The organism is Kitasatospora sp. NPDC058444 (assembly GCF_042721415.1).
In the GTDB taxonomy this organism is placed as follows: domain Bacteria; phylum Actinomycetota; class Actinomycetes; order Streptomycetales; family Streptomycetaceae; genus Kitasatospora.
Genome location: NZ_JBHXLL010000009.1, coordinates 123453 through 146775, shown reverse-complemented (window position 1 = coordinate 146775; position 23323 = coordinate 123453). Strand labels below are relative to the sequence as shown.

At 72.8% G+C, this 23323-nt stretch carries 22 protein-coding genes; 10 read left to right on the top strand and 12 right to left on the bottom strand.

What is annotated here, in order from left to right:
- Positions 1 to 99 precede the first annotated feature (99 nt).
- Together ACFWP2_RS13380 and ACFWP2_RS13375 are read left to right on the top strand one after the other, a co-directional pair.
- Positions 100 to 687, top strand: coding sequence for a DedA family protein (locus ACFWP2_RS13380; protein WP_380450565.1), 588 nt, complete (start codon positions 100 to 102; stop codon positions 685 to 687).
- Between the two features lie 512 nt (positions 688 to 1199).
- A complete protein-coding gene (locus ACFWP2_RS13375; RefSeq protein WP_380450497.1) occupies positions 1200 to 2474 on the top strand; it encodes a hypothetical protein in 1275 nt (424 codons plus the stop codon).
- A 115-nt stretch (positions 2475 to 2589) separates the two neighbouring features.
- On the opposite strand, the gene ACFWP2_RS13370 is transcribed toward ACFWP2_RS13375, so the two are convergent.
- The 6 genes from ACFWP2_RS13370 to ACFWP2_RS13345 all read right to left on the bottom strand — a co-directional run bounded on the left by ACFWP2_RS13370 (position 2590) and on the right by ACFWP2_RS13345 (position 8671).
- Positions 2590 to 3495, bottom strand: coding sequence for an alpha/beta fold hydrolase (locus ACFWP2_RS13370; RefSeq protein WP_380450496.1), 906 nt, complete (start codon positions 3493 to 3495; stop codon positions 2590 to 2592).
- A complete protein-coding gene (locus ACFWP2_RS13365; protein WP_380450564.1) occupies positions 3492 to 4619 on the bottom strand; it encodes a branched-chain amino acid ABC transporter permease in 1128 nt (375 codons plus the stop codon). Before ACFWP2_RS13365 ends, ACFWP2_RS13370 begins: the two co-directional genes overlap by 4 nt.
- Positions 4620 to 4828: 209 nt before the next feature.
- A complete protein-coding gene (locus ACFWP2_RS13360) occupies positions 4829 to 5695 on the bottom strand; it encodes a branched-chain amino acid ABC transporter permease (protein WP_380450495.1) in 867 nt (288 codons plus the stop codon).
- Entirely contained in the window at positions 5695 to 6498 is an 804-nt protein-coding gene (locus ACFWP2_RS13355; protein WP_380450563.1) for an ABC transporter ATP-binding protein, read from the bottom strand. The genes ACFWP2_RS13360 and ACFWP2_RS13355 overlap by 1 nt, the downstream gene beginning before the upstream one ends.
- 53 nt (positions 6499 to 6551) lie before the next feature.
- On the bottom strand, positions 6552 to 7292 hold the full coding sequence (locus ACFWP2_RS13350) for an ABC transporter ATP-binding protein (RefSeq protein ID WP_380450562.1): 741 nt from the start codon (positions 7290 to 7292) through the stop codon (positions 6552 to 6554).
- A 107-nt stretch (positions 7293 to 7399) separates the two neighbouring features.
- On the bottom strand, positions 7400 to 8671 hold the full coding sequence (locus ACFWP2_RS13345; RefSeq protein WP_380450494.1) for a substrate-binding domain-containing protein: 1272 nt from the start codon (positions 8669 to 8671) through the stop codon (positions 7400 to 7402).
- Between the two features lie 548 nt (positions 8672 to 9219).
- On the opposite strand from ACFWP2_RS13345, the gene ACFWP2_RS13340 reads away from it, so the two are divergent.
- From ACFWP2_RS13340 to ACFWP2_RS13325, 4 genes are all read left to right on the top strand, one after another.
- Positions 9220 to 9981, top strand: coding sequence for a CoA transferase subunit A (locus ACFWP2_RS13340; RefSeq protein ID WP_380450493.1), 762 nt, complete (start codon positions 9220 to 9222; stop codon positions 9979 to 9981).
- 4 nt (positions 9982 to 9985) lie between these two features.
- Positions 9986 to 10684 carry a 3-oxoacid CoA-transferase subunit B gene (locus ACFWP2_RS13335; protein ID WP_380450492.1) on the top strand — a complete coding sequence of 233 codons (699 nt, stop codon included), beginning with the start codon at positions 9986 to 9988 and terminating at the stop codon, positions 10682 to 10684.
- A gap of 595 nt (positions 10685 to 11279) precedes the next feature.
- Positions 11280 to 13415, top strand: a complete 2136-nt coding sequence (locus ACFWP2_RS13330) for a glycosyltransferase family 2 protein (protein ID WP_380450491.1) — start codon at positions 11280 to 11282, stop codon at positions 13413 to 13415.
- A gap of 47 nt (positions 13416 to 13462) precedes the next feature.
- A complete protein-coding gene (locus ACFWP2_RS13325; protein WP_380450490.1) occupies positions 13463 to 15394 on the top strand; it encodes a galactose oxidase-like domain-containing protein in 1932 nt (643 codons plus the stop codon).
- An 85-nt stretch (positions 15395 to 15479) separates the two neighbouring features.
- On the opposite strand, the gene ACFWP2_RS13320 is transcribed toward ACFWP2_RS13325, so the two are convergent.
- The 3 genes from ACFWP2_RS13320 to ACFWP2_RS13310 all read right to left on the bottom strand — a co-directional run bounded on the left by ACFWP2_RS13320 (position 15480) and on the right by ACFWP2_RS13310 (position 18515).
- Positions 15480 to 16523: a glycoside hydrolase family 6 protein gene (locus ACFWP2_RS13320; RefSeq protein ID WP_380450489.1), complete on the bottom strand. Its 1044-nt coding sequence runs from the start codon at positions 16521 to 16523 to the stop codon at positions 15480 to 15482.
- Positions 16524 to 16811: 288 nt separating this feature from the next.
- Positions 16812 to 17489: a uracil-DNA glycosylase gene (locus ACFWP2_RS13315; protein ID WP_380450561.1), complete on the bottom strand. Its 678-nt coding sequence runs from the start codon at positions 17487 to 17489 to the stop codon at positions 16812 to 16814.
- Between the two features lie 246 nt (positions 17490 to 17735).
- A complete protein-coding gene (locus tag ACFWP2_RS13310; RefSeq protein ID WP_360350211.1) occupies positions 17736 to 18515 on the bottom strand; it encodes an HAD-IIA family hydrolase in 780 nt (259 codons plus the stop codon).
- A gap of 248 nt (positions 18516 to 18763) precedes the next feature.
- Between ACFWP2_RS13310 and ACFWP2_RS13305 the strand changes: the two genes are divergently transcribed.
- Both ACFWP2_RS13305 and ACFWP2_RS13300 read left to right on the top strand, forming a co-directional pair.
- Positions 18764 to 19843, top strand: coding sequence for a Gfo/Idh/MocA family oxidoreductase (locus ACFWP2_RS13305; RefSeq protein ID WP_380450488.1), 1080 nt, complete (start codon positions 18764 to 18766; stop codon positions 19841 to 19843).
- A gap of 66 nt (positions 19844 to 19909) precedes the next feature.
- Positions 19910 to 20512 carry a hypothetical protein gene (locus ACFWP2_RS13300; protein WP_380450487.1) on the top strand — a complete coding sequence of 201 codons (603 nt, stop codon included), beginning with the start codon at positions 19910 to 19912 and terminating at the stop codon, positions 20510 to 20512.
- Here ACFWP2_RS13300 and ACFWP2_RS13295 read toward each other — a convergent pair.
- Together ACFWP2_RS13295 and ACFWP2_RS13290 are read right to left on the bottom strand one after the other, a co-directional pair.
- Entirely contained in the window at positions 20499 to 20921 is a 423-nt protein-coding gene (locus tag ACFWP2_RS13295; protein ID WP_380450486.1) for a type II toxin-antitoxin system VapC family toxin, read from the bottom strand. The two genes, ACFWP2_RS13300 and ACFWP2_RS13295, sit on opposite strands and share 14 nt — an antisense overlap.
- A complete protein-coding gene (locus tag ACFWP2_RS13290) occupies positions 20914 to 21198 on the bottom strand; it encodes a type II toxin-antitoxin system Phd/YefM family antitoxin (RefSeq protein WP_380450485.1) in 285 nt (94 codons plus the stop codon). The genes ACFWP2_RS13295 and ACFWP2_RS13290 overlap by 8 nt, the downstream gene beginning before the upstream one ends.
- A gap of 251 nt (positions 21199 to 21449) precedes the next feature.
- On the opposite strand from ACFWP2_RS13290, the gene ACFWP2_RS13285 reads away from it, so the two are divergent.
- Together ACFWP2_RS13285 and ACFWP2_RS13280 are read left to right on the top strand one after the other, a co-directional pair.
- Positions 21450 to 21743, top strand: coding sequence for a DUF6412 domain-containing protein (locus ACFWP2_RS13285; protein ID WP_380450484.1), 294 nt, complete (start codon positions 21450 to 21452; stop codon positions 21741 to 21743).
- A gap of 89 nt (positions 21744 to 21832) precedes the next feature.
- Entirely contained in the window at positions 21833 to 22570 is a 738-nt protein-coding gene (locus ACFWP2_RS13280) for a YidC/Oxa1 family membrane protein insertase (protein WP_380450483.1), read from the top strand.
- A gap of 13 nt (positions 22571 to 22583) precedes the next feature.
- Here the strand turns inward: ACFWP2_RS13280 and ACFWP2_RS13275 are convergent, their stop codons facing one another.
- On the bottom strand, positions 22584 to 23267 hold the full coding sequence (locus ACFWP2_RS13275; RefSeq protein WP_380450482.1) for an HAD family hydrolase: 684 nt from the start codon (positions 23265 to 23267) through the stop codon (positions 22584 to 22586).
- Positions 23268 to 23323 lie beyond the last annotated feature (56 nt).

Sequence of the window (23323 nt, the reverse complement as noted above, 5' to 3'; positions counted from 1 at the left end):
GGGGTGCTTCATGACATGAAAAGTCGAGGCGCTAGCGTTGACCCCTGCAGCCACCTGCTCCCTCGGGAGGCATGGAGGGAGTAAAGGGCCTTGAACTTCGTGGCGGCGATCGGATCCTCGTGGATCTGCGCGCTGGCGCTCGTCGCCGTGCTCGGGGACGCCCTCCTTCCGTTCATCCCCAGCGGGACGCTGGTCATCCTGGCCGTGCTCAAGACCGCTCAGATCGACGGTGCGCCCCTGATGCTGGGGCTGGGTGTGGCGGTGGCCTCCTTCCTGGGCGACCTGCTGCTGCTCAACCTGGCCCGGCGCGGCGCCCCGGTGCTGCACCGCCGGCTCGCCCGGCGCCCGAAACTGGCGGCCAGCGTGACCCGGGTCCAAGAGGCCCTGATCGAGCGACCGCACGGGGCGGCCGCCGCGATGGTGGTGGTCGCACGGTTCGTCCCGGCCGGCCGGACCGTCCTCGACCTGGCCATCGGCCACTCCCCGGCCCATCCGCACCGGTTCCTGCACTGGTCGGCGCTGGCGGCGCTGGTCTGGGCCGCCTACATCGTGACGCTGGGCTGGCTGAACAGCCACTGGTTCAACACCGCCTGGCTGAGCCTGGTGGTCTCCTGCCTGGCGGCCACCGCCATCAGCACCGCGATCGCGCGCATGGTGCGCCGCACCCGGCGGCTCGCCGCACTCTGACGGCCCACCCGGCGGCCGCTCCCGACCGGCCCCGCCGCGGCCCCCGACGGTCCCGCCGCGGCCGGCGCACCCCTCTTCTCCGTGCTGCTCCGGCCCTTCGCCATCCTGCCCGGGCGAGCCCGCCCCCCTTGCGGCGGGCTTCGGGCGGCGTGGCGGGCTTCGGGCGGCGTAGCGGGCTTAGGGCGGCCCGACCCCGCCAGGGGCAAAAGTTTTCCCAAAAGGGCGACCAATCGGGCCCGACGACGACGAACCCCGGCGGTGAGCCGACCGACCGGCGGTACCGTACTGACCGGGCCGGACGGGGTGGAAAGCGTCACAGGACGGCAACAGTCGACGCATCCCCGCAGCCCAGCCGGATGCGCCAGGCGTGTTGAGAGTCGTCAGCGCTCGGCGACCTTGGAAGCCGCCTCGGCGACATGACATGCTAACGGCGGAATACTCATCAATTGCCCGATTTGACCGGTGCGGCTGCGGGCCGCCCTCACCACCGGCGTCGGCACCCAGGGGAGACCATGACCAGCATCTCGCGCAGGACGGTGCTCAGTGCAACCGCCGCGACCGCGGCCCTCGGCGCGGTCGCGGCCTGCTCCAGCGGCGGATCCGGCTCGGGAAACGGCGCCGCCTCCCCCGGTCCCGGCGCGGCGAGCACCACCCAGGGCGGCAGCCCCGACCCTCAGGCCGTGGTGCCCAAGGGCACCCCGATCGGCGACGGTTCCAACGCGGACACCGGGCCGCAGCCGAACCAGCCCAAGCCCGAGAAGCTCAAGCCGGGCGAGCGGCCGCCGCAGTTCGTGGTCTTCTCCTGGGACGGCGCCGGCGGCACCGAGGACGGCCAGTTCCCCCGCTTCCTGAAGCTGGCGGAGCAGCACAAGGCCACGATGACCTTCTTCCTCTCGGGCATCTACACCCTCCCCAAGGGCAAGGCCGACCTGTACCACCCGCCGAAGCACTCGGTGGGCGCCTCCGACATCCCGTACCTGTCGGACGGCGCGGTGAAGAGCACCCTCAAGCTCATCAGCCAGGCCTGGCTGGCCGGGCACGAGATCGGCACCCACTTCAACGGGCACTTCTGCTCCAGCCGTCCGGACAAGAACGGGGTCAACATGTGGACCCCCGAGGACTGGCAGAGCGAGATCGACCAGGCGATAGGCTTCGTCACCCAGTGGCGGACCAACACCGGTTTCACCGACGTCGACCCGCTCCCCTTCGACTACAAGAAGGAGCTCATCGGCGGCCGCACCCCGTGCCTGGAGGGCCAGAAGGCACTGCTGCCGACCATCGCCAAGCTGGGCTGGAAGTACGACGCCAGTTCCTCGGGCGGCCTGCAGATATGGCCGCAGAAGGTCCAGGACGGCAAGGTCTGGGACTTCCCGCTGCAGTCCATCCCGTTCCCCGGGCACACCTTCCAGGTCCTGTCGATGGACTACAACATCCTGGCCAACCAGTCCAGCGGCAGCACCAAGGGCGACCCGGCCAAGTACGGCGACTGGCGCACCCAGGCCGCCAACTCCTACCTGGCGGGCTTCGAGCGGGCGTACAACAGCAACCGCGCGCCGTTCTTCATCGGCAACCACTTCGAGCAGTGGAACGGCGGCATCTACATGGACGCCGTCGAGGAGACGCTCAAGACCATCGCGGGCAAGCCCGACGTCCGGCTGGTCTCCTTCAAGCAGCTGGTCGAGTGGCTGGAGGCGCAGGACCAGTCCACCCTGCGCAAGCTGCGCTCGCTCAACGTCGGCCAGGCGCCGACGGGCGGCTGGGAGAGCTTCCTCGGCACGGCGGGCTGACGCCGCCGAGGGCGGAGGGGCGCTGCGGCGGCACCGGCCCGGACGACACCGGCCGGCGGGGGTGCGAGCCCCCGTCGGCCGCTGTTGTCCGGGCCTGTTTCCGAGTCCGGCCGGCCTACCCGGCGGTGAGGGCGTCCGCGAGCAGGATGCGGACGATGCGGTCCGCCCCGGCCTCGCCCCAGAGGATCGAGTAGTGGTTGGTGCCGGGCACCGGTGAGGCGGGCACCCGCTCCTGGTCCAGCCGGGCCAGCGCGAGCCGCGACCGGTCGTAGAGGCCCTGCGGCTCGTCGAGCAGGCCGCGCTCGGCCCAGAGCAGGTCGGCCGGGCAGGGCAGCCGGTGCACGGCGGCGGCCGCGTCCTCGTCCAGCAGGACCTGAGCGCCGTCGGTCTGCACGGCCTCCAGCACGCAGGAGGAACGCAGTTCGGGCTCCGTGCCGACGAGGTCGCGCTGGGTGTAGGCGTCGATCCCCTCGGTCCACTCGCCGACGAAGGCGGGATGCCCGCGCCAGAACTCCCGGTAGGCGTCCCGGTCCGGGAAGCTCGTGGACAGCCGGGCCAGCGCGGGGCCGAGCACCGCGGCCAGGGCGTCCTCCTCGCGGACGCCCTGGGGCAGCGGGAAGGTCACCGCCCCGTCGACCAGCAGGACCCGACGGACCAGGCCGGGGTGCCGGACGGCGGCCAGGGCGGCGACCCAGGCCCCCATCGAGTGGCCGACCACCGTGACGGGCCCCGGGCCGAGGGCGCCGATCAGCGCGGCCACGTCGTCGGCGTGCCGGGCCAGTCCGTACGGTCCGGCGACCGAGCGGCTGGCACCGCGGCCCCGCAGGTCGGGCGCGAGCAGGGTGACCCGGCCGGCGAGCCGGCGGGCGACCTCGTACCAGGCGAGGCCGTTGGCGGTGATGCCGTGCACCGCCACGACCGTGGGGGCCTGCGGGTCGTCGGCGGGCCAGCGCAGGACGGCCAGGTCCCCACCGGGCACGGGGACGGTCGACTCCTCGGGCTTCAGCGGCGACTGGCTCACGCGGGGGTACCTCCGGTGGGGTGGGCGGTTCCGAGACCGGCCGGCGCCGAAGCGGAGCGGGCGGACCGGGCGGTGCGGATGCGGGCAGGCAGTCTAGCCAGGCCGCCGGGCAGCAGGTAGACCACGGCGACGAACAGGGCGCCCAGCAGGAACAGGGGCTGGGAGAGCGGTACGCGCAGCACCGCCGGCAGGTCGGCGACGGTCGACGAGTTGGCGAGGTCGCCGAGCCGATGGCTCGCCCAGGTGTACAGGACGCCGCCGAGCAGCGGTCCCCAGCGGGTGCCGGAGCCGCCGAGGACGACCATGACCAGGAGCGCGAGCGTGGCGTCCGAGGTGGCGGCCTGCGGGGTGGCGCCACCGGTCAGCAGCAGGTAGACCACCCCGCCGAGCCCGGCGAGTCCGCCGGCCAGCACGAAGGCGACCAACTTGTAGCCGTAGGGCCGCAGTCCGAGCACCTCGACCCGGCGCTCGTTCTCCTTGATGCCCTCCCAGACCCGGCCCATCGGCGACGTGACGGCCCAGTGGACCGCGGCGACCGTCAGCACCAGGTAGCCGACGGCGATCCAGTACAGGTTGGCGGTGTTCTCGATCCCGAGCAGGCCGGAGGGCAGCAGGTCGGCCGGGGCGGAGCGGCCCTCCTCGCCGCCGGTGACGCCACCGGGGTTGCGCTGGACGAGGATCGAGCCGGCCTGGGCGAAGGCGAGGGTGACCATGGAGAAGCCGATGCCCGTGACGCGCAGGCTGACCGAGCCGAGCAGCAGGGCCAGCAGCACGGAGCAGGCGACGCCGAACACCGCGGCCGCGGCGAACGGCAGTCGCAGCTCCAACATGCCGAGATCGGTGGCGTACAGGCCGGTCGCGAAGTAGAGCGCGTGGCCGAAGGAGAGCAGTCCGGTCCGACCGAGCAGGAGGTCGTAACCGGTGGCGAGGGCCCCGTAGAGCAGGCACAGGGCGAGCAGCTGGAGGCTTCCGGGGCTGCCGAGCGGGCCGTCGAGCAGTCCCGGGACGGGAAGCGCACTATAGGGGGCGACAAGGAACGTGATCAGCAGGGCGATCGGCCACCAGCGTAGCGCTCTGTGCACGCCTGTCCAGCGGTTAGTGACTGAATCACCTGTTCGAGGGATGGCGCCGGACTCGGCCTTGTGTTCACAATGGGTCTCGGCAAGGCCGGTGTCAGTCCCCCTTGCCACAGTGGCGGTGTCGGCGGAGCTGGTGTCAGTCCCCTCTTCCGGCAAGGTGGTCACGGCAGGGCTGGTGTCAGTCCCCCCTGCCGGAGCGGCTGCGCTGCGGCCGGCCGCGGGGCCACCGGTGCTCGTGATCGGTGTTTCGGCGCTCACGCGAGCCTCCCGGTGAGTCCACGGGGTCGGACGAGAAGCAGCACGGCGAGCAGGACGACGACCGAGAGGTCGCCGAGCCCGGCGCCGGTGTAGTAGTTGGCGAACTGCTGCACGAGGCCGACGCCCACCGAGGCGACGGCGGCTCCGGTCACGGAGCCCATGCCGCCCATGACCACGACGACGAAGGCGAAGATGAGCAGGCCGGTCCCCTGGCCGGGATTGACCGAACCGAAGTAGAGGCCGCCGAGGGCGCCGCCGAGCGCGGCGGCCGCCCCACCGAGGGCGAAGACGAGGGTGAACGCCTTCCGGACGTCGATGCCGAGCGCCGTGACCATCGCCCGGTCCTCGACGCCGGCCCGGACGATCAGCCCGTAGCGGGTGCGGGCGAGGAACAACCGAAGAGCGAGCAGCAACAGTGCGGCGGCGGCCACCAGCACGAAGCGGTTGACCGGGACGGTCGCCCCGAGCACGTGCCAGGTGCCGGACAGCAGTTCCGGCTGGGGGAAGGGGCGGGAGTCCGCGCCCCAGATCCCCATCAGCAGGGCGGGGACGGCCAGCCCGACCCCGACGGTGGCGAGGATCTGGTCGCGCGGGCGGCTGTAGAGCGGCCGGATCAGGAAGAGCTCCAACAGGACGGCGGCCGCCGTCCCGACCAGGGTGCCGAAGGGCACCGCGAGCCAGAAGGGGAACCCGGCCTCGACGCCGGCCCACCAGGTGGCATAGGCGCCGATGGAGAGCAGGGCGCCGTGCGCGAAGTTGAGCACGTCCATCAGACCGAAGATCAGCGACAGACCGGAGGCGACCAGGAAGTACAGCGCACCGAGACCGAGCCCGGTACAGGAAAGGAGGACGACGGTGTCCATCAGGGCTTCACCTCGGCGGTGACGACAGGGGCGGCCGGGGAGGCGGCGGGCCGGGGCCCGCCGGCGAGCGGGTGGCGGGAGCCGACGCCGAGCAGGCGGCGGGCGGCTTCCTCATCGGCCAACAGCTCGGCGGTGTCGCCGCGGTGAGCGGTACGGCCGTCGGCCAGGACGGCGCAGGTACCGGCCAGCCGGCGGACGAGGGCGAGGTTCTGCTCGACCAGCAGGACGGGCACGGCCTCGGCCGCACGCGCCAGCACCTCGGCAACCTCGGCGACGATCTTCGGGGCCAGGCCCTTGGTGGGCTCGTCGGCGATGATCAGCCGGTTGCGGTTGAGCAGCGTCCGGCCGATCGCCACCATCTGCTGCTGGCCACCGGAGAGCGTCCCGGCCAACTGCCCTGCTCGCTTCTTGAGTTCGGGGAAGAGCTCGTGGACGAGCGCGTAGTCCGGTTCACCGGCCTCGGCCCCGCTCCCGGCGGCGCGCTCGGCGAGGCGGAGGTTCTCGGCGACCGTCAGGCCGGCGAAGATCCCCCGGTCCTCGGGCGCGTAGCCGATGCCGTGACGAACGACCAGATGCGTGGGAAGGGAGGAGAGTTCGGCGTCCGAGAGCCGGATGCTACCGGTGCGCGGCACCAGGCCCATGACGGCCTTGACGGTGGTGGTCTTGCCGGCGCCGTTGCGGCCCAGCAGCGCGGTCACCCCCGCTGGGGCCACGTCGAAGTCGACACCGTGCAGGATGTGCAGCCCGTCGATGACCACCCGCAGATCGCGGACGGAGAGGAGGGGCCCGGCGGTGGAGGGCAGCGAGGAGGAGGGCGCCGAGGAAGCGGGGCGCTGAGCGGAGAACGGAGAGGAGGTCACAACGCCTCACCCAGGTAGGCCTGTTGCACGGTCGGGTCGGCCATCACGGCCTCGGGGGCATCCAGGGCGAGCAGCGTGCCGTGGTGCATCACCGCGAGCCGGTCGGCCAGGCCGAGCAGGACGTCCATGTGGTGCTCGACCATCAGGACGGTCCGGCCCAGGTCCCGGTGCACGGAACGGATCAGCTCGGTGAGGGCGGGTACCTCCTCCGCGCTGACACCGGCCATCGGCTCGTCCAGCAGGATCAGCCGGGGCTCGGACACCAGCAGGACGGCCAGCTCCAGCTTGCGCTTCTCCCCGTGCGAGAGCGCACTGGCCAGGGTGTCCGCACGGTGGGTGAGGTCGGTGCGTTCCAGGGTGTCGGCCAACTGCTGCTCGTAGCGGTCGGCGCGGCGCCAGAGGCGGTACGAGGTGCGCGGCCCGGCGGCCGCCTGGGCGGCCAGGCGGACATGGTCGGCGACCGTCATCCCCGGCCAGAGGGAGGAGGTCTGAAAGGTACGGCCGAGCCCGCGGCGGGCCCTGGCGTGCACCGCCTCGGCGGTGATGTCCGCGCCGTCGAGGTGGAGGCTGCCCCGGGTCGCCGGGTAGATGCCCGAGATCAGGTTGAAGAGGGAGGTCTTGCCGGCGCCGTTGGGCCCGATGAAGGCGATGAACTCGCCTTCGCCGACCGAGAAGGAGACGTCCTCGACGATCGGCACGCCGCGGACGGCCCAGCCGAGCCCGTCCAGCCGCAGCACCGGAGAGGAGGACGACGAGGGCGAGGAGGACGTGGAGGAGCGCGCGGACGAGGCGCCCGGAGCGGAGGAAGCGGAAGGAGTGGAGACGGTACGGGCGGACACCGGGATCAGCCCGCCATCGGGGTGACCGGAGGTGCGGCCTCGTCCGGGGTCAGGGTCTTCTCCACCGAGGGCTTGGCGGCGGCACCACTGCCGGTCAGTCGCACCTGGAACATCGGCTGGAGCAGGGCGTGGTCCTCGGCGCGGACCGTGGTCTTCCCCTTGACCCCGTCGAAGCTCCAGCCCTCCAGGGCCTTGATCAGGGCCGAAGTGTCCTCGGCGGAGCCGTGGTTGGACTCGACGGCGTGCACGATCATCTGGGCGGCGGTGAAACCGTCCGGGGTGAAGATGTCCGTCTTCCCTCCGGCGGCGGTGACGGCCTCGGTCATGGCCTTCTCCACCGGGGTGCCGGCGGCACCGTCGAAGTAGTGGTTCAGGAAGGAGATCTTCTCGCCGGCCGGGCCGAACAGCGGGTAGGAGGCGGCCAGGTCGAGGCCGGTGACGACCTTGGTGTCGGTGAACACGTCCTGCTGGTTGAGCGCCGTCCACAGGGCCGAGGCGGTGTCGCCGGCCCAGGCGACGAACAGCAGGTCGGGCTTGGCGGTCTTGGCCTGGGTGGCGAAGGGGGTGAGGTCGGTGGCGCTCGGCGGGGCGAGCACCTGGTCCACGGTCGCGCCCTCACCACCGAGCACCGCCTTCACCGCGGCCACGTTGGCCTGGCCGAAGGCGTTGTCCTGAGCGAGCACGGTGACCTTCTTGCCCTTGGCGTCACCGACGAACGAGGCCGCGGTCTTGATGTCCTGGTAGGACTGGCGGCCGGAACGGAAGGTGTACTTGTTCAGACCGGTGGCCTTGTCCGCGGCGGCCGGGCCGCTGATGAAGAGCACCTTGTTCTGGGCGGCGATGGGGCCGACCTGGAGGGCCACACCGGAGGCGGTGGAGCCGGCCAGCACCTTGTAGCCCTTGCCGATCAGGTCCTTGGCGGCGGACACCGCCTTGGCCGGGTCGCCGGCGTCGTCCTGCTCCTCGAACTCGATCTTGTGCCCGTCGACCGCGCCGGTGCCCTTGGTCGCGTAGCTCAGGCCGGCCTTGAACCCCTCCAGGTACTGCTTGCCGTAGGCGGCCAGCGGACCGGTCTTGGAGTACACCAGGCCGACCTTGATCGGGCCCTTCGCGCCACCGTCCGCCACACTCGTCCCGGCCGTGCCGGCCTTGGCGCAGCCCGCGGCGAGCAGGACGCAGACCGCGAGGGCGGCGAGCTTCCGGGTCGGGCCACCGGTCAGGGAGTCGCCCAGGCGGGCGCCGGAGGAGGTCCTGGAGGGGGATGTCGAGCTGCGCATGGTGACCGACTCCTGAGGTGCGGCGGGGTGATTGCGGGAACCGTAGGTGTGCGGTGGGAGCGGCGACATGTGCCCGGTCGACGTATCACCCCGTCGGGATGTGGTCTCGGCTGACATACCGTCGGCCCTCCACCATCCTCCGGGCGGCCGAATGTGGCCTGGCCACACGGATCCGCACCCACCCATGGGGGTGGCCGACATGGCTGTGGCGACCCCCGCGCGGTGACGGTGGAGGGGCGCGGAGCCCGTCCGGCGGCAGCCACCTCAGCGGCATGCCCGCCCGGTCCGGCCCAGGCAGAACCCCAGCACGGCCCGGTACGGCCAGGGGCTCCGCGCAGCTCCCGAGCCCGCCGGCCGCCCCTGCCGCCTCCCCGACTCCCGCTACCCCGCATCCCCCTGCCCCGCCGCCATCCCTTCCCCCGCTTCCTCGCCGCTCCTGCCCCGCCGCCATCCCCTCCTCGCCGCTTCCTCGCCGCTTCCTCGCCGCTCCTGCCCCGCCGTTCCCTCGGCGCCCCTCCCTTCCTCCCACTCCCTCATGAGGTGACCCCTTGGACAAGGTCCTGGACTCCCCCGCCGACGCGGTCGGGGACATCCCCGACGGCGCGGTGCTGGCCGTCGGTGGCTTCGGCCTCTGCGGCATCCCGAGCACGCTGATCGGCGCCCTGGTGGACTCCGGCGTCACCGGACTACGGGTGGTCTCGAACAACTGCGGGGTGGACGACTGGGGGCTGGGCCTGCTGCTGCGGGCGGGCCGGATCGCCCGGATGACCTCCTCGTACGTCGGGGAGAACAAGGAGTTCGCCCGGCAGTACCTCTCCGGCGAGTTGGAGGTCGAGCTGACCCCGCAGGGCACGCTGGCCGAGCGGCTGCGGGCGGGCGGTGCCGGCATCCCCGCGTTCTTCACCCCGGCCGGGGTCGGCACCCAGGTCGAGGAGGGCGGGCTGCCCTGGCGCTACGCGGCCGACGGCTCGGTGGCCCTGGCCTCCCCGCCGAAGGAGGTCCGGGAGTTCGGCGGCCGCCGGTACCTGCTGGAGGAGGCGATCACGGCGGACTTCGCACTGGTCCGGGCCGAGGTGGCGGACCGGCACGGCAACTGCGTGTTCCACGCCGCCGCCCGGAACTTCAACCCGCTCTGCGCGGCGGCGGGCCGGATCACCCTGGTCGAGGCGAACCGGATCGTCGAGCCGGGCGAGCTCCCTCCGGACGCGGTGCACCTGCCCGGGGTGTACGTCGACCGGGTGGTGGCCGCCGACCCCGGGGACCGCCGCGTCGAGCGCCGCACCGTCCGCCCCGCACTCCAGGAGGCCTGACCCGATGCCCACCGAGACCACCGAGACCACCGCCCCCGCCGGCACGCCCAGCCCCGCACCCACCCCCGCCCTCGACCCGCGCAACGCCCTGGCCGCCCGCGCCGCCCGCGAGTTGCGCGACGGCCAGTACGTGAACCTGGGCATCGGCCTGCCCACCCTGATCCCCAACCACCTCCCGCCGGGCGTCGAGGTGGTGCTGCACTCGGAGAACGGCATCCTCGGTGTCGGCCCGTACCCGGAGGAGGGCACCGAGCACCCCGACGTGATCAACGCCGGGAAGGAGACGGTCACGCTCGCCCCCGGCGCCTCGTACTTCGACTCCGCCTTCTCCTTCGGCATGATCCGGGCCGGGCGGATCGACGTCTCGGTGCTCGGTGCGATGCAGGTGTCGGCCACCGGGGACCTGGCGAACTGGATGATCCCGGGGAAGATGGTCAAGGGCATGGGCGGCGCGATGGACCTGGTGCACGGGGCCCGTCGACTGATCGTGGTGATGGAGCACACCGCCCGGGACGGCTCGCCGAAGATCGTCGAGGAGCTGTCACTTCCGGCGACCGGCCGAGGAGTCGTGGACCGGATCGTCACCGACATGGCGGTGGTCGACGTGACCCCGGAGGGGCTGCGCGTGGTGGAGACGGTGCCCGGTGTGAGCTTCACGGAGGTCCAGGCCGCGACCGGCGCCGCCCTGCTGCCCCCGCGCTGACCGGCCCCGGCCCCGCACGGACGGACGGACGGCCGGATCGCCTCGGGGCGGTCCGGCCGTCGCGCTGTCCTCGCACCCGCACCCGCACCCCGCCCCCGACCCCCGCCCCCGCGCCTCTCAACCACTCCCCTCAGCCGCCCTCCGACACCTCCGGCACCTCCGAGTTCAACGGATCGCCCGAAGCCCGGGCCGAATTCGCCGCAATAGCATCAACGCCCGCCGGACCGGCCGGGAACCGTGGCATCTTCACGCCTGGGCGGCGGCGATCTCCCGGATTGCTTGCGATCACCGTTGCACTCGGGGAGAGTTGATGGGGCCAAGGATCCCGGAGCGTCCGGAGGGGGAGCTGGAAAGTGCATCGGGATCCCGGATTCGAAGCCCCCGTACCAATGCTCCACAGAACCGGTCGCACCCGGCGAATGTGCTGGACCACCCGGGAACTGTCCGAGAACCGCGGTTCGCCGGGTCGCGTTCCCGCGGGTTCCGGCCGGTTCCATCCGGTTCCCCCGTGCTCCACCCGGACGGCTCCGAGTCGAGGCAGGCCCACGCAGAGCCGAGCGAGCCGAGCTAGGCGCGAACTCCGGGGGGAGCAGCCATGACCACGCCGTTCTCGCGGCGGAAGGGCGTCGGAACGGCCCACGGGCGAGGTGCCGAGCAGCTGGACGAGGCCGCCCTCAGCGCCGTTCCCGTACCCGAGGCCCCTTACGACTACGGCCACTTCAGCCGTCTCGCGGGCCCCGCGTACGACCCGGACGAGGACGACGACCTCGGTGGCGGCGTCTACTGGCCCGAACCGCAGGACCCCTCCTTAACAGCCTCGCCACACAGCCTTGCTGCCGACCCCCCAGCCGGTCCACCAGCCGGCCCACCACCCGGTCTCCCAGCCAGTCCCCCAGTCCCCTACCGCGTCCGGTACCGCAGTCTGCTGCGCCGCGAGCCGCACCGGATCCGCGCCGCGCTGCTGATGATCGCCGCCCCCGTGGTGGAGGCGGTGCTGCTGGTCTGGCTGCTGCTGCCGGAGCACTGGCCCGAGCGGCTGGACGAGACGAACTCCCTGGTGCTGTTGGGCGACAAGGTGATGATCGGCATCATCGCCGTCGTCGAGGTGTTCCGACTGGTCAACATCGTCTCCAACACCCACGCCACGCTGGTGGCCCGTGACCCGGTCCCGGTGACTCCGGTGCCCGGCACCCGGGTCGCCTTCCTCACCACCTGTGTGCCGGGCAAGGAGCCGCCGGAGATGGTCCGGGCCACGCTGACCGCGGCCCGTGCCGTGCGACACGACGGACCGTACGACGTCTGGCTGTTGGACGAGGAAAACGATCCTGCAATGCAGGCGCTCTGCACCGAGCTGGGTGTGCGCCACTTCAGCCGCGCCGGCCGGCCGCACTGGAACCGGCCGAAGGGGCGGTTCCGCGCCGGCACCAAGCACGGCAACTACAACGCCTGGCTCCAGGCCCACGGCGACGGCTACGAGTTCTGGGTGTCCGTGGACACCGACCACGTTCCGCTGCCGGACTTCTGCGAGCGGATGCTCGGCTACTTCCGCGACCCCGACGTGGCATTCGTGGTCGGCCCCCAGGTGTACGGGAACTACCGCAGCTCGGGCTCGGCCGTCACCAGATTCTCCGAGAGCCAGCAGTACCTCTTCCACGCCCTCATCCAACGCGCCGGAAACCGTTACGGCGCGCCCATGTTCGTGGGCACCAACAACGCCGTCAGAATCAGCGCGCTCCAGTCGATCGGCGGGTTGTACGACTCCATCACCGAGGACATGGCGACCGGCCTGGAGTTCCATCGCAGCCGAAACCCGGAGACCGGGGAACGCTGGAAGTCCGTGTACACCCCGGACGTGCTCGCGGTCGGCGAGGGACCGTCCTCCTGGACCGACTTCTTCTCCCAGCAACTGCGCTGGAGCCGCGGCACCTACGAGACCCTGTTCACCCGGTACTGGCGGGTGCTGTGGCAGCTGTCCCCGGGGCGACTGCTCAACTACACGCTGATGGTGGGCTTCTACCCGATGGCGGCGCTCACCTGGCTGCTCGGCGGCCTGTCCAGCGTGCTCTACCTGGGCTTCGGCGCATCGGGCGTGCACGTCTCCTCGGAGATCTGGATGATGCTCTACAGCGACGCCGCCGCGCTCCAGCTCCTGCTCTACACCTGGAACCGCAAGCACAACGTGAGCCCGCACGAGCCGGCCGGCTCCTCCGGGGTCGCCGGGATGGTGATGTCGGCGCTCTGCGGCCCGGTCTACGCGGCCTCGCTGCTCCAGGCGCTGCTGCGGGTGCGCAGCCGCTTCGTGGTGACGCCCAAGGGGCGCTCAGCCAGTTCCGACCGGCTCGGCACGTTCCGCTTCCACCTGTTCTGGACGCTGGTGTTCGGCGGCGCGATCACCGCCTCCTACTTCACCGGCTACGACCACGCCGCGATGCGCGCCTGGGCCTGGATCGCCCTGGCGCTCACCCTCCTGCCGGTCCTGATCACCGCCGGCGACGCCGTCCGCCGCCGCCGGACCCGCCCCACCGCCACCCTCACCGTCACCGGGGGCCCGTCGGCCACCCCGACGGTCCTCCTGGAGAAGCGCCGCCCACGCCACGCGCGCGACCGCCGGGCCGCGTCGCCCACACCGCCGACGCCGCCCGCACGAACCGCACCGGACCCGTCCTTCCCCCGGCCCACACCCGACCGGGCCGCACCCGACCGGGCCGGCAGCGGCACGCCCTCCCACTGACACCCGAGCAGAACCGCCCCGACCGCCTCCCGAGGGGAGCACCCACCGTGAAGATCCACAAGGCCGGTCGCACCAAGCGCCTCGCCCTCGGCAGCACCGTCGCGCTGACCGTGGCCGGGATGAACGCGCCGGCCGTCCTCGGCTTCGCGTCCCAGCAGTACCACCACTACGTGATCAACCGCCCCGAGTACAAGGCGCGGTACGGCCACTGGCAGACCCTGTCGCTGCCCACCGAGTTCCGGGTCAACGCCGTCCACGCGACCCTGCTGCGCACCGGCAAGGTGCTGATCGTGGCCGGCTCCGGCAACGACGAGAAGCAGTTCAACGCGGGCACCTTCAAGAGCCTGCTCTGGGACCCGGCCGCGAACACCTACAAGCTGGTCCCCACCCCGGCCGACATGTTCTGCGGCGGCCACACCTCGCTGCCGGACGGCCGTGTCCTGGTGGCCGGCGGCACCCAGCGCTACGAGAAGCTGGCCGGCGCCGTGAAGAAGGCGGCCGGCGTCATGCGGGTGCGCAACGAGAGCCCGGAGCGCGACCGGACCTTCCCCCAGGGCACCGTCTTCGTCTCCCCCGACGGCCACGAGTACGCGAGCACCGCCCCGGTGACCGTCCCGGCCGCGACCAAGACCGGCTCCGGCAAGCAGACCGTGGTCACCGCCGGCGAGCAGCGGGTGTACGTGGAGGCGGCCGGCGCGGGCCCGGAGTACGTCACCGACGCCCCCGCCCAGTACCGGATCAAGGGCCTGAGCGGCACCGACGCCCACGACCTGTACGGACAGAACGAGAAGCTCACCCTGGACAAGCAGGAGTACCAGGGCATCCGCTCCGCCTTCGAGTTCAACCCGGACACCGAGCTCTACGAGCCGGTCACCGACATGGCCCACGCCCGCTGGTACCCGACGCTGACCGGGCTGGGCGACGGCCGGGTGGTCACCGTCTCCGGTCTGGACGACACCGGGGAGATCCTGAACGGCAACGACAACGAGATCTACGACCCGGGGACCAAGTCCTGGTCCAGGGGCCCCGACCACTACTTCCCGACCTACCCGGCGATCTTCCTGACCGCCTCCGGCAAGCTCTTCTACTCCGGTTCCAACGGCGGCTACGGCCCCGGCGACAAGGGCCGCGAGCCCGGTCTGTGGGACGTGTCGAGCGGGGCCTTCCAGCCCGTCCCCGGCCTGCGCGACCCCGGCCTCACCGAGACCTCGTCCTCGGTGCTGCTGCCGCCCGCGCAGGCGCAGAAGGTGATGGTGCTCGGGGGCGGTGGCGTCGGCGAGTCCCCGCTGTCCACGGCCCGCACCGACATCGCGGACCTGTCCTCCGCCAGTCCCGCCTTCACCCCGGGCCCGGACCTGCCGGCCGGCGGCACCCGCTACCTCAACAGCGTGATCCTCCCGGACGACACCGTCTTCACCACCGGCGGCTCCAGCGGCTACCGCGGCCGGGGCGACAGCGACCTGCTCAAGGCGCAGCTGTACCACCCGGACACCAACAGCTTCAGCACCGCCGCCGAGCCGACCGTCGGCCGCGACTACCACTCCGAGGCGCTCCTGCTGCCGGACGGCCGGGTCGCCGTACTGGGCTCCAACCCGCTCTTCGCCGACAAGGCCGAGACCCAGCCGGGCGGTTTCGAGCAGCGCATCGAGATCTACACCCCGCCGTACCTGTACCAGGGCGAGCGCCCGCAGGTCGGTGCCGTCGCGCGGACGGCCAGGCTCGGCGGCACCCTCGCCGTCGCCGCCGCACGGCCGGAGGCGGTCGCCGGCGCCAAGCTGATCCGGCCGAGTTCGGTCACCCACGTGACGGACGTCGAACAGCGCTCGGTGGCCCTGGACATCGCCGGACGGACGGCGGACGGCGTCTCGCTCACCCTGCCCGGCAACCCCGACCTGCTGCCGCCCGGCTGGTACATGCTGTTCCTGACGGACGCCGCCGGCACCCCGTCGGTCGCCCGCTGGATCCAGGTCACCAGGTGACGCCCGGGAGCAGCACGGGCAGGCAGCTCAGCACGGCACGGGCGGCTCAGCGCAGCACGGGCAGCTCAGCTCAGCACCGGCGGCCTCAGCCCGCCGCCTGCGCCTGCCCGGCCAGCCCGAGCGCGTACGGCAGCCAGAACTCGCCCGCGCGGGGCTCGCCCCGGCCGCAGTCGCCGTCGGACTCCCCCGGGTTCTTGATCCACAGGTAGGCGTCCACCCCGGGCCGGCCGGTCTCGGTGGTCGGCCGCTCGCCGAGCGCGCGCCCGGGCGGGTTGCACCAGGCGTCGCCGCCCAGGGCCCCGTTGCCGCTGCGGCTGGTGTCGATGACGAAGTTCTTCCCGCCCAGGGCCGCGGAGAGCCTGGCGCCGTACGCCGCGTTCCGCTCGGTGTCGTAGAAGTTGGCGACGTTCACGGCGAAGCCGTCCGCCGCCGCGATGCCCGACTTGCGCAGGGCGGTGGCGAGTTCCTCCGGGTCCTGCGCCCAGCCGGGGTTGCCCGCGTCCAGGTAGACCCGCGCGTTCGGGTTCTTCTTCAGCTCCTGGACGGCGAAGGCCAGCAGGCCGTACCGCTCGGCGGCCAGGTCGCCCTTGATCCCGCAGTTGTCCAGGGTGTGCGCGACGGCGTCCGGCTCCAGCACCACCCAGGCCCTGCGGTCGCCGAGGGCCTGGGCGACGCCAGTGATCCAGGCCCGGTAGGCGGCCGCGTCGGAGGCGCCGCCGGCCGAGTACTGGCCGCAGTCGCGGTGCGGGATGTCGTAGGCGACGAAGACCGCCGTCCGCCCCGCCTCGGTGGCCCGCCGGCTCACCTGCCCGGCGATCTCCTGGGCGCCCTGCTCGCCGAGCCACTGCGAGGACGGCTGGGCGGCGATCCGCAGCAGCGCGTCGGCCTCCGCCGTCCGGCCCTGCCCGCGCAGCGCGGTCACCTGGTGGGCGGCGTTGGTCCGGTCGGAGACGTAGAAGGCCTGCCCGGGAAGCTGGGCGAACCCCTCCCCCGCCCCGACACCCGTACCCACGCCCGGAGTCGAGGAGGCGGAGCCGGTTGCCGGCCTGCCGTCGCCCGAACCGCCGCAGCCGGACACGGCCGCCAGCACCGCCCCGGCCAGCAGCGCCCCCACGGCCCCGCGCGCCACGCTCGCCCCGCGCAACGCCCTTGTCCGACCCAGCCCGTGCACGTACCGCCCCTCCCCGGACCGGTCCGGCGACCGGTCGCGACCAGCTAAGCACACCCGGCACCGGTCGACGCCCACCGCCGGTGAACGCCAAGTGGCCGTGGGCGAACGGGACATCGAACCCGTCCGACCCACGGCCACCGACGATCGGAACCGCTCAGGAAGCCACTCAGGAAGCCACTCGGGAAGCCGCTCGGGAAGCCGCTCGGGAGGTGGCCCCGGAAGGCCCGAGGGCGCCCCGGCCGGGGCTCACGCCTCCTTCAGGTTCGGCACCTGCCAGTCGATCGACTCGGCGCCGAAGGAGTCCAGTGCGTCGTTGATCTGCGAGAACGGACGGCTGCCGAAGAACAGCTTCGCCGACAGCGGCGACGGGTGCGCCCCCTGCACCACCACGTGCTTGGCGGTGTCGATCAGCGGCAGCTTCTTCTTCGCGTAGTTGCCCCACAGTACGAAGACGACCGGCTCCTCGCGGTCGCTCACCGCCTTGATCACCGCGTCGGTGAACTTCTCCCAGCCCTTCGCCTTGTGCGAGTTGGCCTCGTGCGCGCGGACCGTGAGCACCGCGTTGAGCAGCAGCACACCCTGCTCGGCCCAGTGCATCAGGTAGCCGTTGTCCGGGGCGGGGATGCCCAGGTCGGCGTCCAGCTCCTTGAAGATGTTGCGCAGCGACGGCGGCGTCTTGGTGCCCGGCAGCACCGAGAAGCTCATGCCGTGGGCCTGGCCGTTGTCGTGGTACGGGTCCTGGCCGAGCACGAGCACCCGGACCTTGTCGTACGGAGTGGCGTCCAGCGCGGCGAACTCCTGGCCGCTCGGCGGGAACACCTCGTGCTCCGCGCGCTGGGCCGCCACGAAGGCCGCCAGCTCCGCGAAGTACGGCTTCTCCGTCTCGGCGCCCAGCACCCCGCGCCAGGACTCGGGCAGCTCCAGCCCGCCGCCCTCGCCGGCCTCGACCACGCCCGCCTCGACCACGCCCGCCTCGACCGTGTCCGTCACGACATCTACCTCCCACACCGCGGCTGCTGCGCCGCACGCCCTCTTTCACCCCGAACGCTACACAGCCCCACCGACAACCCACGCCCCCGTGACGCCGCTCCGTCCGCCCCTCCCCGCGGGTACGAAGCGGCCCCGCCCCGGCGACCGGCCGGAACGGGGCCCGACAAGCCGCCGCGGAGGTCAGATCAGCTCGACCAGGTCCGCGATCGACTTGACCACACGGGTCGGCCGGTACGGGAACCGCTCCACGTCGGCGGCGGAGGTCAGACCGGTGAGCACCAGGATCGTCTCCATGCCGGCCTCCATGCCCGCGACGATGTCGGTGTCCATCCGGTCGCCGATCATCACCGCCGTCTCGGAGTGGGCGCCGGCGGTGTTCAGCGCCTCGCGCATCATCAGCGGGTTGGGCTTGCCGACGAAGTACGGGTCGACGCCGGTCGCCTTGGTGATCAGCGCCGCGACCGAGCCGGTGGCCGGCAGCACGCCCTCGGGGGAGGGGCCGGTCTCGTCCGGGTTGGTGCAGATGAACCGGGCGCCCTGGTTGATCAGGCGAATCGCCTTGGTGAGCGCCTCGAAGGAGTAGGTGCGGGTCTCGCCGAGCACCACGTAGTCGGGGTTGTTGTCGGTCAGCACGTAACCGGCCTGGTACAGCGCGGTGGTGAGCCCCGCCTCGCCGATCACGTACGCGGTTCCGTTCGGCCGCTGGCTCTTGAGGAACTTGGCCGTGGCCAGGGCGGAGGTCCAGATGCACTCCTCCGGCACCTCCAGCCCCATCCCGGCCAGCCGGGCGCTGAGGTCACGCGGAGTGTAGATGGAGTTGTTGGTGAGGACCAGGAAGGGCTTGCCGGACTCCCGCAGCTTGCGCAGGAACTCCTCCGCCCCGGGGATCGGCGTGCCCTCGTGGATGAGGACCCCGTCCATGTCGGTCAGCCAGGACTCGATGGGCTTGCGGTCTGCCACGTGCGTGTCTCCCGAAGTGTTGCAGCGTCTTGCGTCGTACGAGGGCCCTGACGCGGCACAGCCTAATCCGCCCCGATGTCCGGGGACAGGACGTCCCGCCCACCGGACCGCCCACCGGAGCGCCACCCGAGCGCCCACCCGAGCGCCCACCGGACCGCCCACCGGAGCGGCTCCCCCGCGAGCCCGTCCACGCCCCCGGCCGTGCACCGAACCGGGAGCAACCGGGCGCCCCGTGATTGAGTGGGTGCATGAAACCGCAGACGACTCCCGGTCCGTTCCGCGTCGGCCTGGTCGGCTACGGCCTGGCCGGCTCCGCGTTCCACGCGCCGCTGATCGCCACCACGCCCGGGCTGCGGCTGGACGCCGTGGTCACCGCCAACCCCGACCGGCGCGCCCAGCTGGCGCGCGAGCACCCCGGCGCCCGCGCCGTGGACACGCCCGAGCAGCTGCTCGCCGACCCGGAGGCACTCGACCTGGTCGTCATCGCCTCGCCCAACCGCACCCACGCGCCGCTCGCCCGCGCCGCCCTGCGGGCCGGCCTGGCCACCGTGGTGGACAAGCCGCTGGCCGGCACCGCCGCCGAGGCGCTGGAGCTGTGCCGGCTCGCCGAGGAGCGGGGCGTCCTGCTCTCGGTCTTCCACAACCGACGCTGGGACGGCGACTTCCTCACCACGACCCGGCTGGTGCGCGGCGGCGCACTCGGGCGGGTGCACCGCTTCGAGTCCCGCTTCGAGCGTTTCCGCCCCAAGCCCAAGCCGGGCTGGCGGGAGCTGGCCGACCCGGCCGAGGTCGGCGGCACGCTGTACGACCTGGGCAGCCACCTGGTCGACCAGGCGCTCACCCTGTTCGGGCCGGTCGAGACGGTGTACGCGGAGATCGACGTGCGGCGCGACGGCGCGGTGGTGGACGACGACGCGTTCCTCGCCCTCACCCACTCCTCCGGCACCCGCTCGCACCTGTGGACCAGCGCCGTCACCCCGTTGATCGGGCCCCGGCTGCGGGTCCTCGGCGACGCCGCCGGTTACGTCAAGTCGGGCATGGACCCGCAGGAGGCCGACCTGCGGGCGGGCCTGCGCCCGGACGGCAGCCGCCCCTGGGGCGCCGACCAGCCCTCGCGCTACGGCACCCTCGGCACCGACGAGTCCGCGATCTCGCTGCCGACCGACCCGGGCGACTACCCGGCGTTCTACACGGGCATCGCCGCCGCCCTGGCGTCTCCGGGCACCCCGCCGCCGGTCGACCCGCGCGACGCGGTGGCCGCCCTGGCCGTGCTGGAGGCCGCCCGCGCCTCCGCCGCGACCGGGACGGCGGTCCGTCTGGGCGGCTGACGAGCGCCCCGACAGCCTGTCGCCCCCACCTGGCCGTCCCGCTGGCAGGACTTCTACGATGACCGGATGACCAGTCAGCGGGGGTGGCAGGCCGACGGCGAGGAGCGCCTACGGCGCGAGCGGGAGTGGTCCGCCGAACAGAAAAAGCGCGAGAAGGCGTGGACCGCGGCCTTCGAGGAACGCCGGAAGGCCGCCGAGGCCGAGGAGCGGGAACGCGGAATCGTCACGTCCATCGCCGCGAACCGGACGGCCTGGGCGAGCGGCCGCCGGAGCGGATCCGACGCCATCGGCTACGTCGACGTCACCGGGCCCGACGCCGTGCCCGTCCGGATCGCGGTGGTGTGGCTCGGCCGGTTCGGCGCCACCGCGAAGCGGCTGAACGACTACGACCCGTTCCGCAACGTCGATGCCGGCAGCGGCGAAGGACTCATCCTCCTCATCCCGTACGCCGCCCTCGTGGGCCTGAACACCGGGCTGCGCTGGCTCCTCCTGCGGCTGCTCGGCCGCCCGCTGTGGGCCGTCGCCGCCAAGGCGGGGAGCGACCGGGACAAGCGCGGGGGCAACACCGTCCTGCTGCGCACCCGGGACCGGGCGACGGCCCTGAAGCACGCGGCCGCCCTGGCCGACCGGGTCGAGCGGGACGGGACCCCCGCCCTCACACCCCGATGATCTCCACCGCCGAGCCCAGCCCCCGGAAGTCCGCCACGTTGCGGGTATACAGCGGCAGCCCGTGGGCCGAGGCGACCGCGGCGATCATCAGGTCTATCCGGCGCGGGCGCGGCTGCCGACCGGCGGCGATGGTGAGGGTGACCAGCGTCCCGTAGCGGGCGGCGGCGGCCGCGTCGAAGGGCAACGGGTCGAAGTCCGCCATCGCCGCCCCCAGCACCTCCAGCCGGGCCGCCCGGCTGGCCGGGTCCCGGGCCATCGACACGCCCTGCTGCAACTCGGCGAAGGTGATCGCGGTCAGCTCCGGCACGGCCGGCAGGTCGGACGGGTTGAGCAGGGCCAGGTCGATGTAGACGCAGGTGTCCAGCACCCCGGCCGACCGCCGCCGGGGCGCTCTGCGGCGCTCAGCCACGCCGCCGCTCGAACGGGTCGTCTCCCTCGTCCCCCACCAGGTCCTCGGGCCCGAAGTACTCCTCGGCCTCCTTGCGCATCTGCTGGTAGTCCACCCGCGGCAGCTTCACGTGCCGCGCCACCAGCTCCTCCGCCGTGAGCCGCCGGCGCCCGGACACCGGCCGCAGCTCGGCGACCTCGACCCCGTTCCTGGTGATGTGGAAGGTCTCGCCCGCCTCCACCGCGTCCATCACCGCGGCGGAGTTGTTCCGGAACTCCCGCTGGGTAATCGTCTTCACCCCTCCACGGTAGCCCCGCGTAGCCCCGGCGGCTACACCCCGAACGGCCCCGCCCGGTCCCCCGCAAGCGGCCCCGGAGTCGGACGGAGGTGCGGGGGCACCGAGGCGGACGGGGCGCCGGGTGCGGGCGGAGGCGAACGGGGACGCACCGCAGGGGAGGCTCCCCGAGGAATGCGGGAACCCGGGGGCCCGCAGGATCGTCCTGTTGGTACGTCAGGACGTCGATGGGGCACCGGGAGGGGGAGCGCGCCGTGACCGTGGTCGCGATGCTGCTGGGCCTCCTCCGGGTGCTGACCGGGGAGCTGGTGGCCGACAGCGGGACGCTGGCGTCGGTGGCCGCCGTCGCGGCCGTGGTGCTGGTGGCCGGGGCGGTCGCCGGGGCGCTGGCCGGGGCTCGGCTGCTGGGCGCGCGGGCGCCCGCCGCGGTGCGCAGCGGGGTGCTGCGGCGGCGGGCGTTCGGTACGGCCTTCCTCCCGCAGCGTGATCCGGACGCCCGGGGCAGGCGACGCCCCAGGGCGCCGGGAGCGGCCCCGGCGGCCGCGTGAATCCGTCGTAGTTCCAGCAGACGTCCGTTCTTCGTGGCCGTCCTCCGCCGATCACTCATGTCCTGAGACCCCGGAGGGCTCGCTTCACCATGTCCGTACTCGCCGTTCTCGACCCGGCCGTCGCCCTGGCGCACGCCGTCGTCGCCGCTGTCGCCCACCTGGTGCCGACCGCGCTCGCCATCGTCCTGTTCACCGTCGCCGTCCGGCTGGCGCTGCATCCGCTGGCGCGGGCGGCGGCGCGCGGGGAGAAGGCCAGGGCGCGGCTGGCGCCGAAGGTCGCCGCGCTGCGGAAGAAGCACCGGGACCGGCCGGAGCGGCTGCGGGAGGCGCTGGCCGAGATGTACCGGGAGGAGCGGGTGTCGCCGGTCGCGGGGTGTCTGCCGTTGCTGGTGCAGATCCCGTTCTTCTCGGTGATGTACCGCCTGTTCACCACCCCGAACGACCTGCTGGACCACACCCTGTTCGGCGTGCCGCTGGGCCTGCACGTCACGGGTGCGCACGGCGCCGGGCAGTGGGCGGTGTTCGGGGTGCTGTTCGCCGGGCTGGCGGCGGTCGGGTTCGTCAACTTCCGCCGGGCCAGGCGTGCGGCGGCGACGGCTACTGCTGCGGCTACGACTACGACTACGACTACGACTACGGCGCAGCCCGCCCCGCAGCCGGGGGCGGCGCTGCTGCCGTACCTGTCGTTCGGGTCGGTGCTGTTCGCGGCGCTGGTGCCGGTGGCCGCCGTGCTCTACCTGCTGACGACCGGCGTCTGGTCGGCCGCCGAGCGGGCCTGGCTGTACCGGGACGGGACGCCGGTGCCGGCGGCCGCGCTGATGGCCTGAGCGGGCCCGCCCGTCAGAAGTGGCGCAGCAGCTCGGGGAAGGCGGCGAGCCGCAGCGTCGCCTCGTCCGGGCCGAGCTCCGTGTGCTCCAGCACCCAGGTGTGCTCGTGCGGGATGAAGACGGTGCGCAGGCCGGCCCGGCGGGCGGGGGCGATGTCGGACTTGGGCGAGTTGCCGATCATCCAGGTCCGGCCGGGGTCGAGGCCGAGGTCGGCGGTGAGCTGCCGGTAGGTGTCGACCGACTTCTCGGCGACGATGTGGATGCCGCGGAAGTGGTGGTCGATGGTCGACTCGGTCACCTTGCGCTGCTGTTCGCCCTGGTCGCCCTTGGTGAGCAGCAGCAGGTGGTGGCGGTCGGCGAGGGCGGCCAGGGTGTCGGCGACGCCGGGGATCAGTTCGACGTCGCGGCTGGTCAGCGGGGTGAGCAGGTCGTCGATCCGGGCGTGCTCGTCGGCCGTGGGGGTGCGGCCGTGGAGCCGCTCCAGGCAGTCGGCGAGGCTCTGCCGGAAGACGGTGGCGCCGTAGCCGAGGGTGGCGGAGTTGGCGGCCTCGATCTCGTTCAGGAGGGTCCTGGTGCGTTCCTGCTCGGCCGGGGTGGAGACCCAGTCCAGGAAGCCGTCGATGACCCGTTCGAAGAGGACGTTGTTCTCCCAGAGCGTGTCGTCGGCGTCGAAGATCAGGGTCTGGTCGGTGTGCATCCGGTGGTCTCCAGGGGAAGCTCGGTCGGGCGAGTGGGAGGGCGGGCGGGAACGTG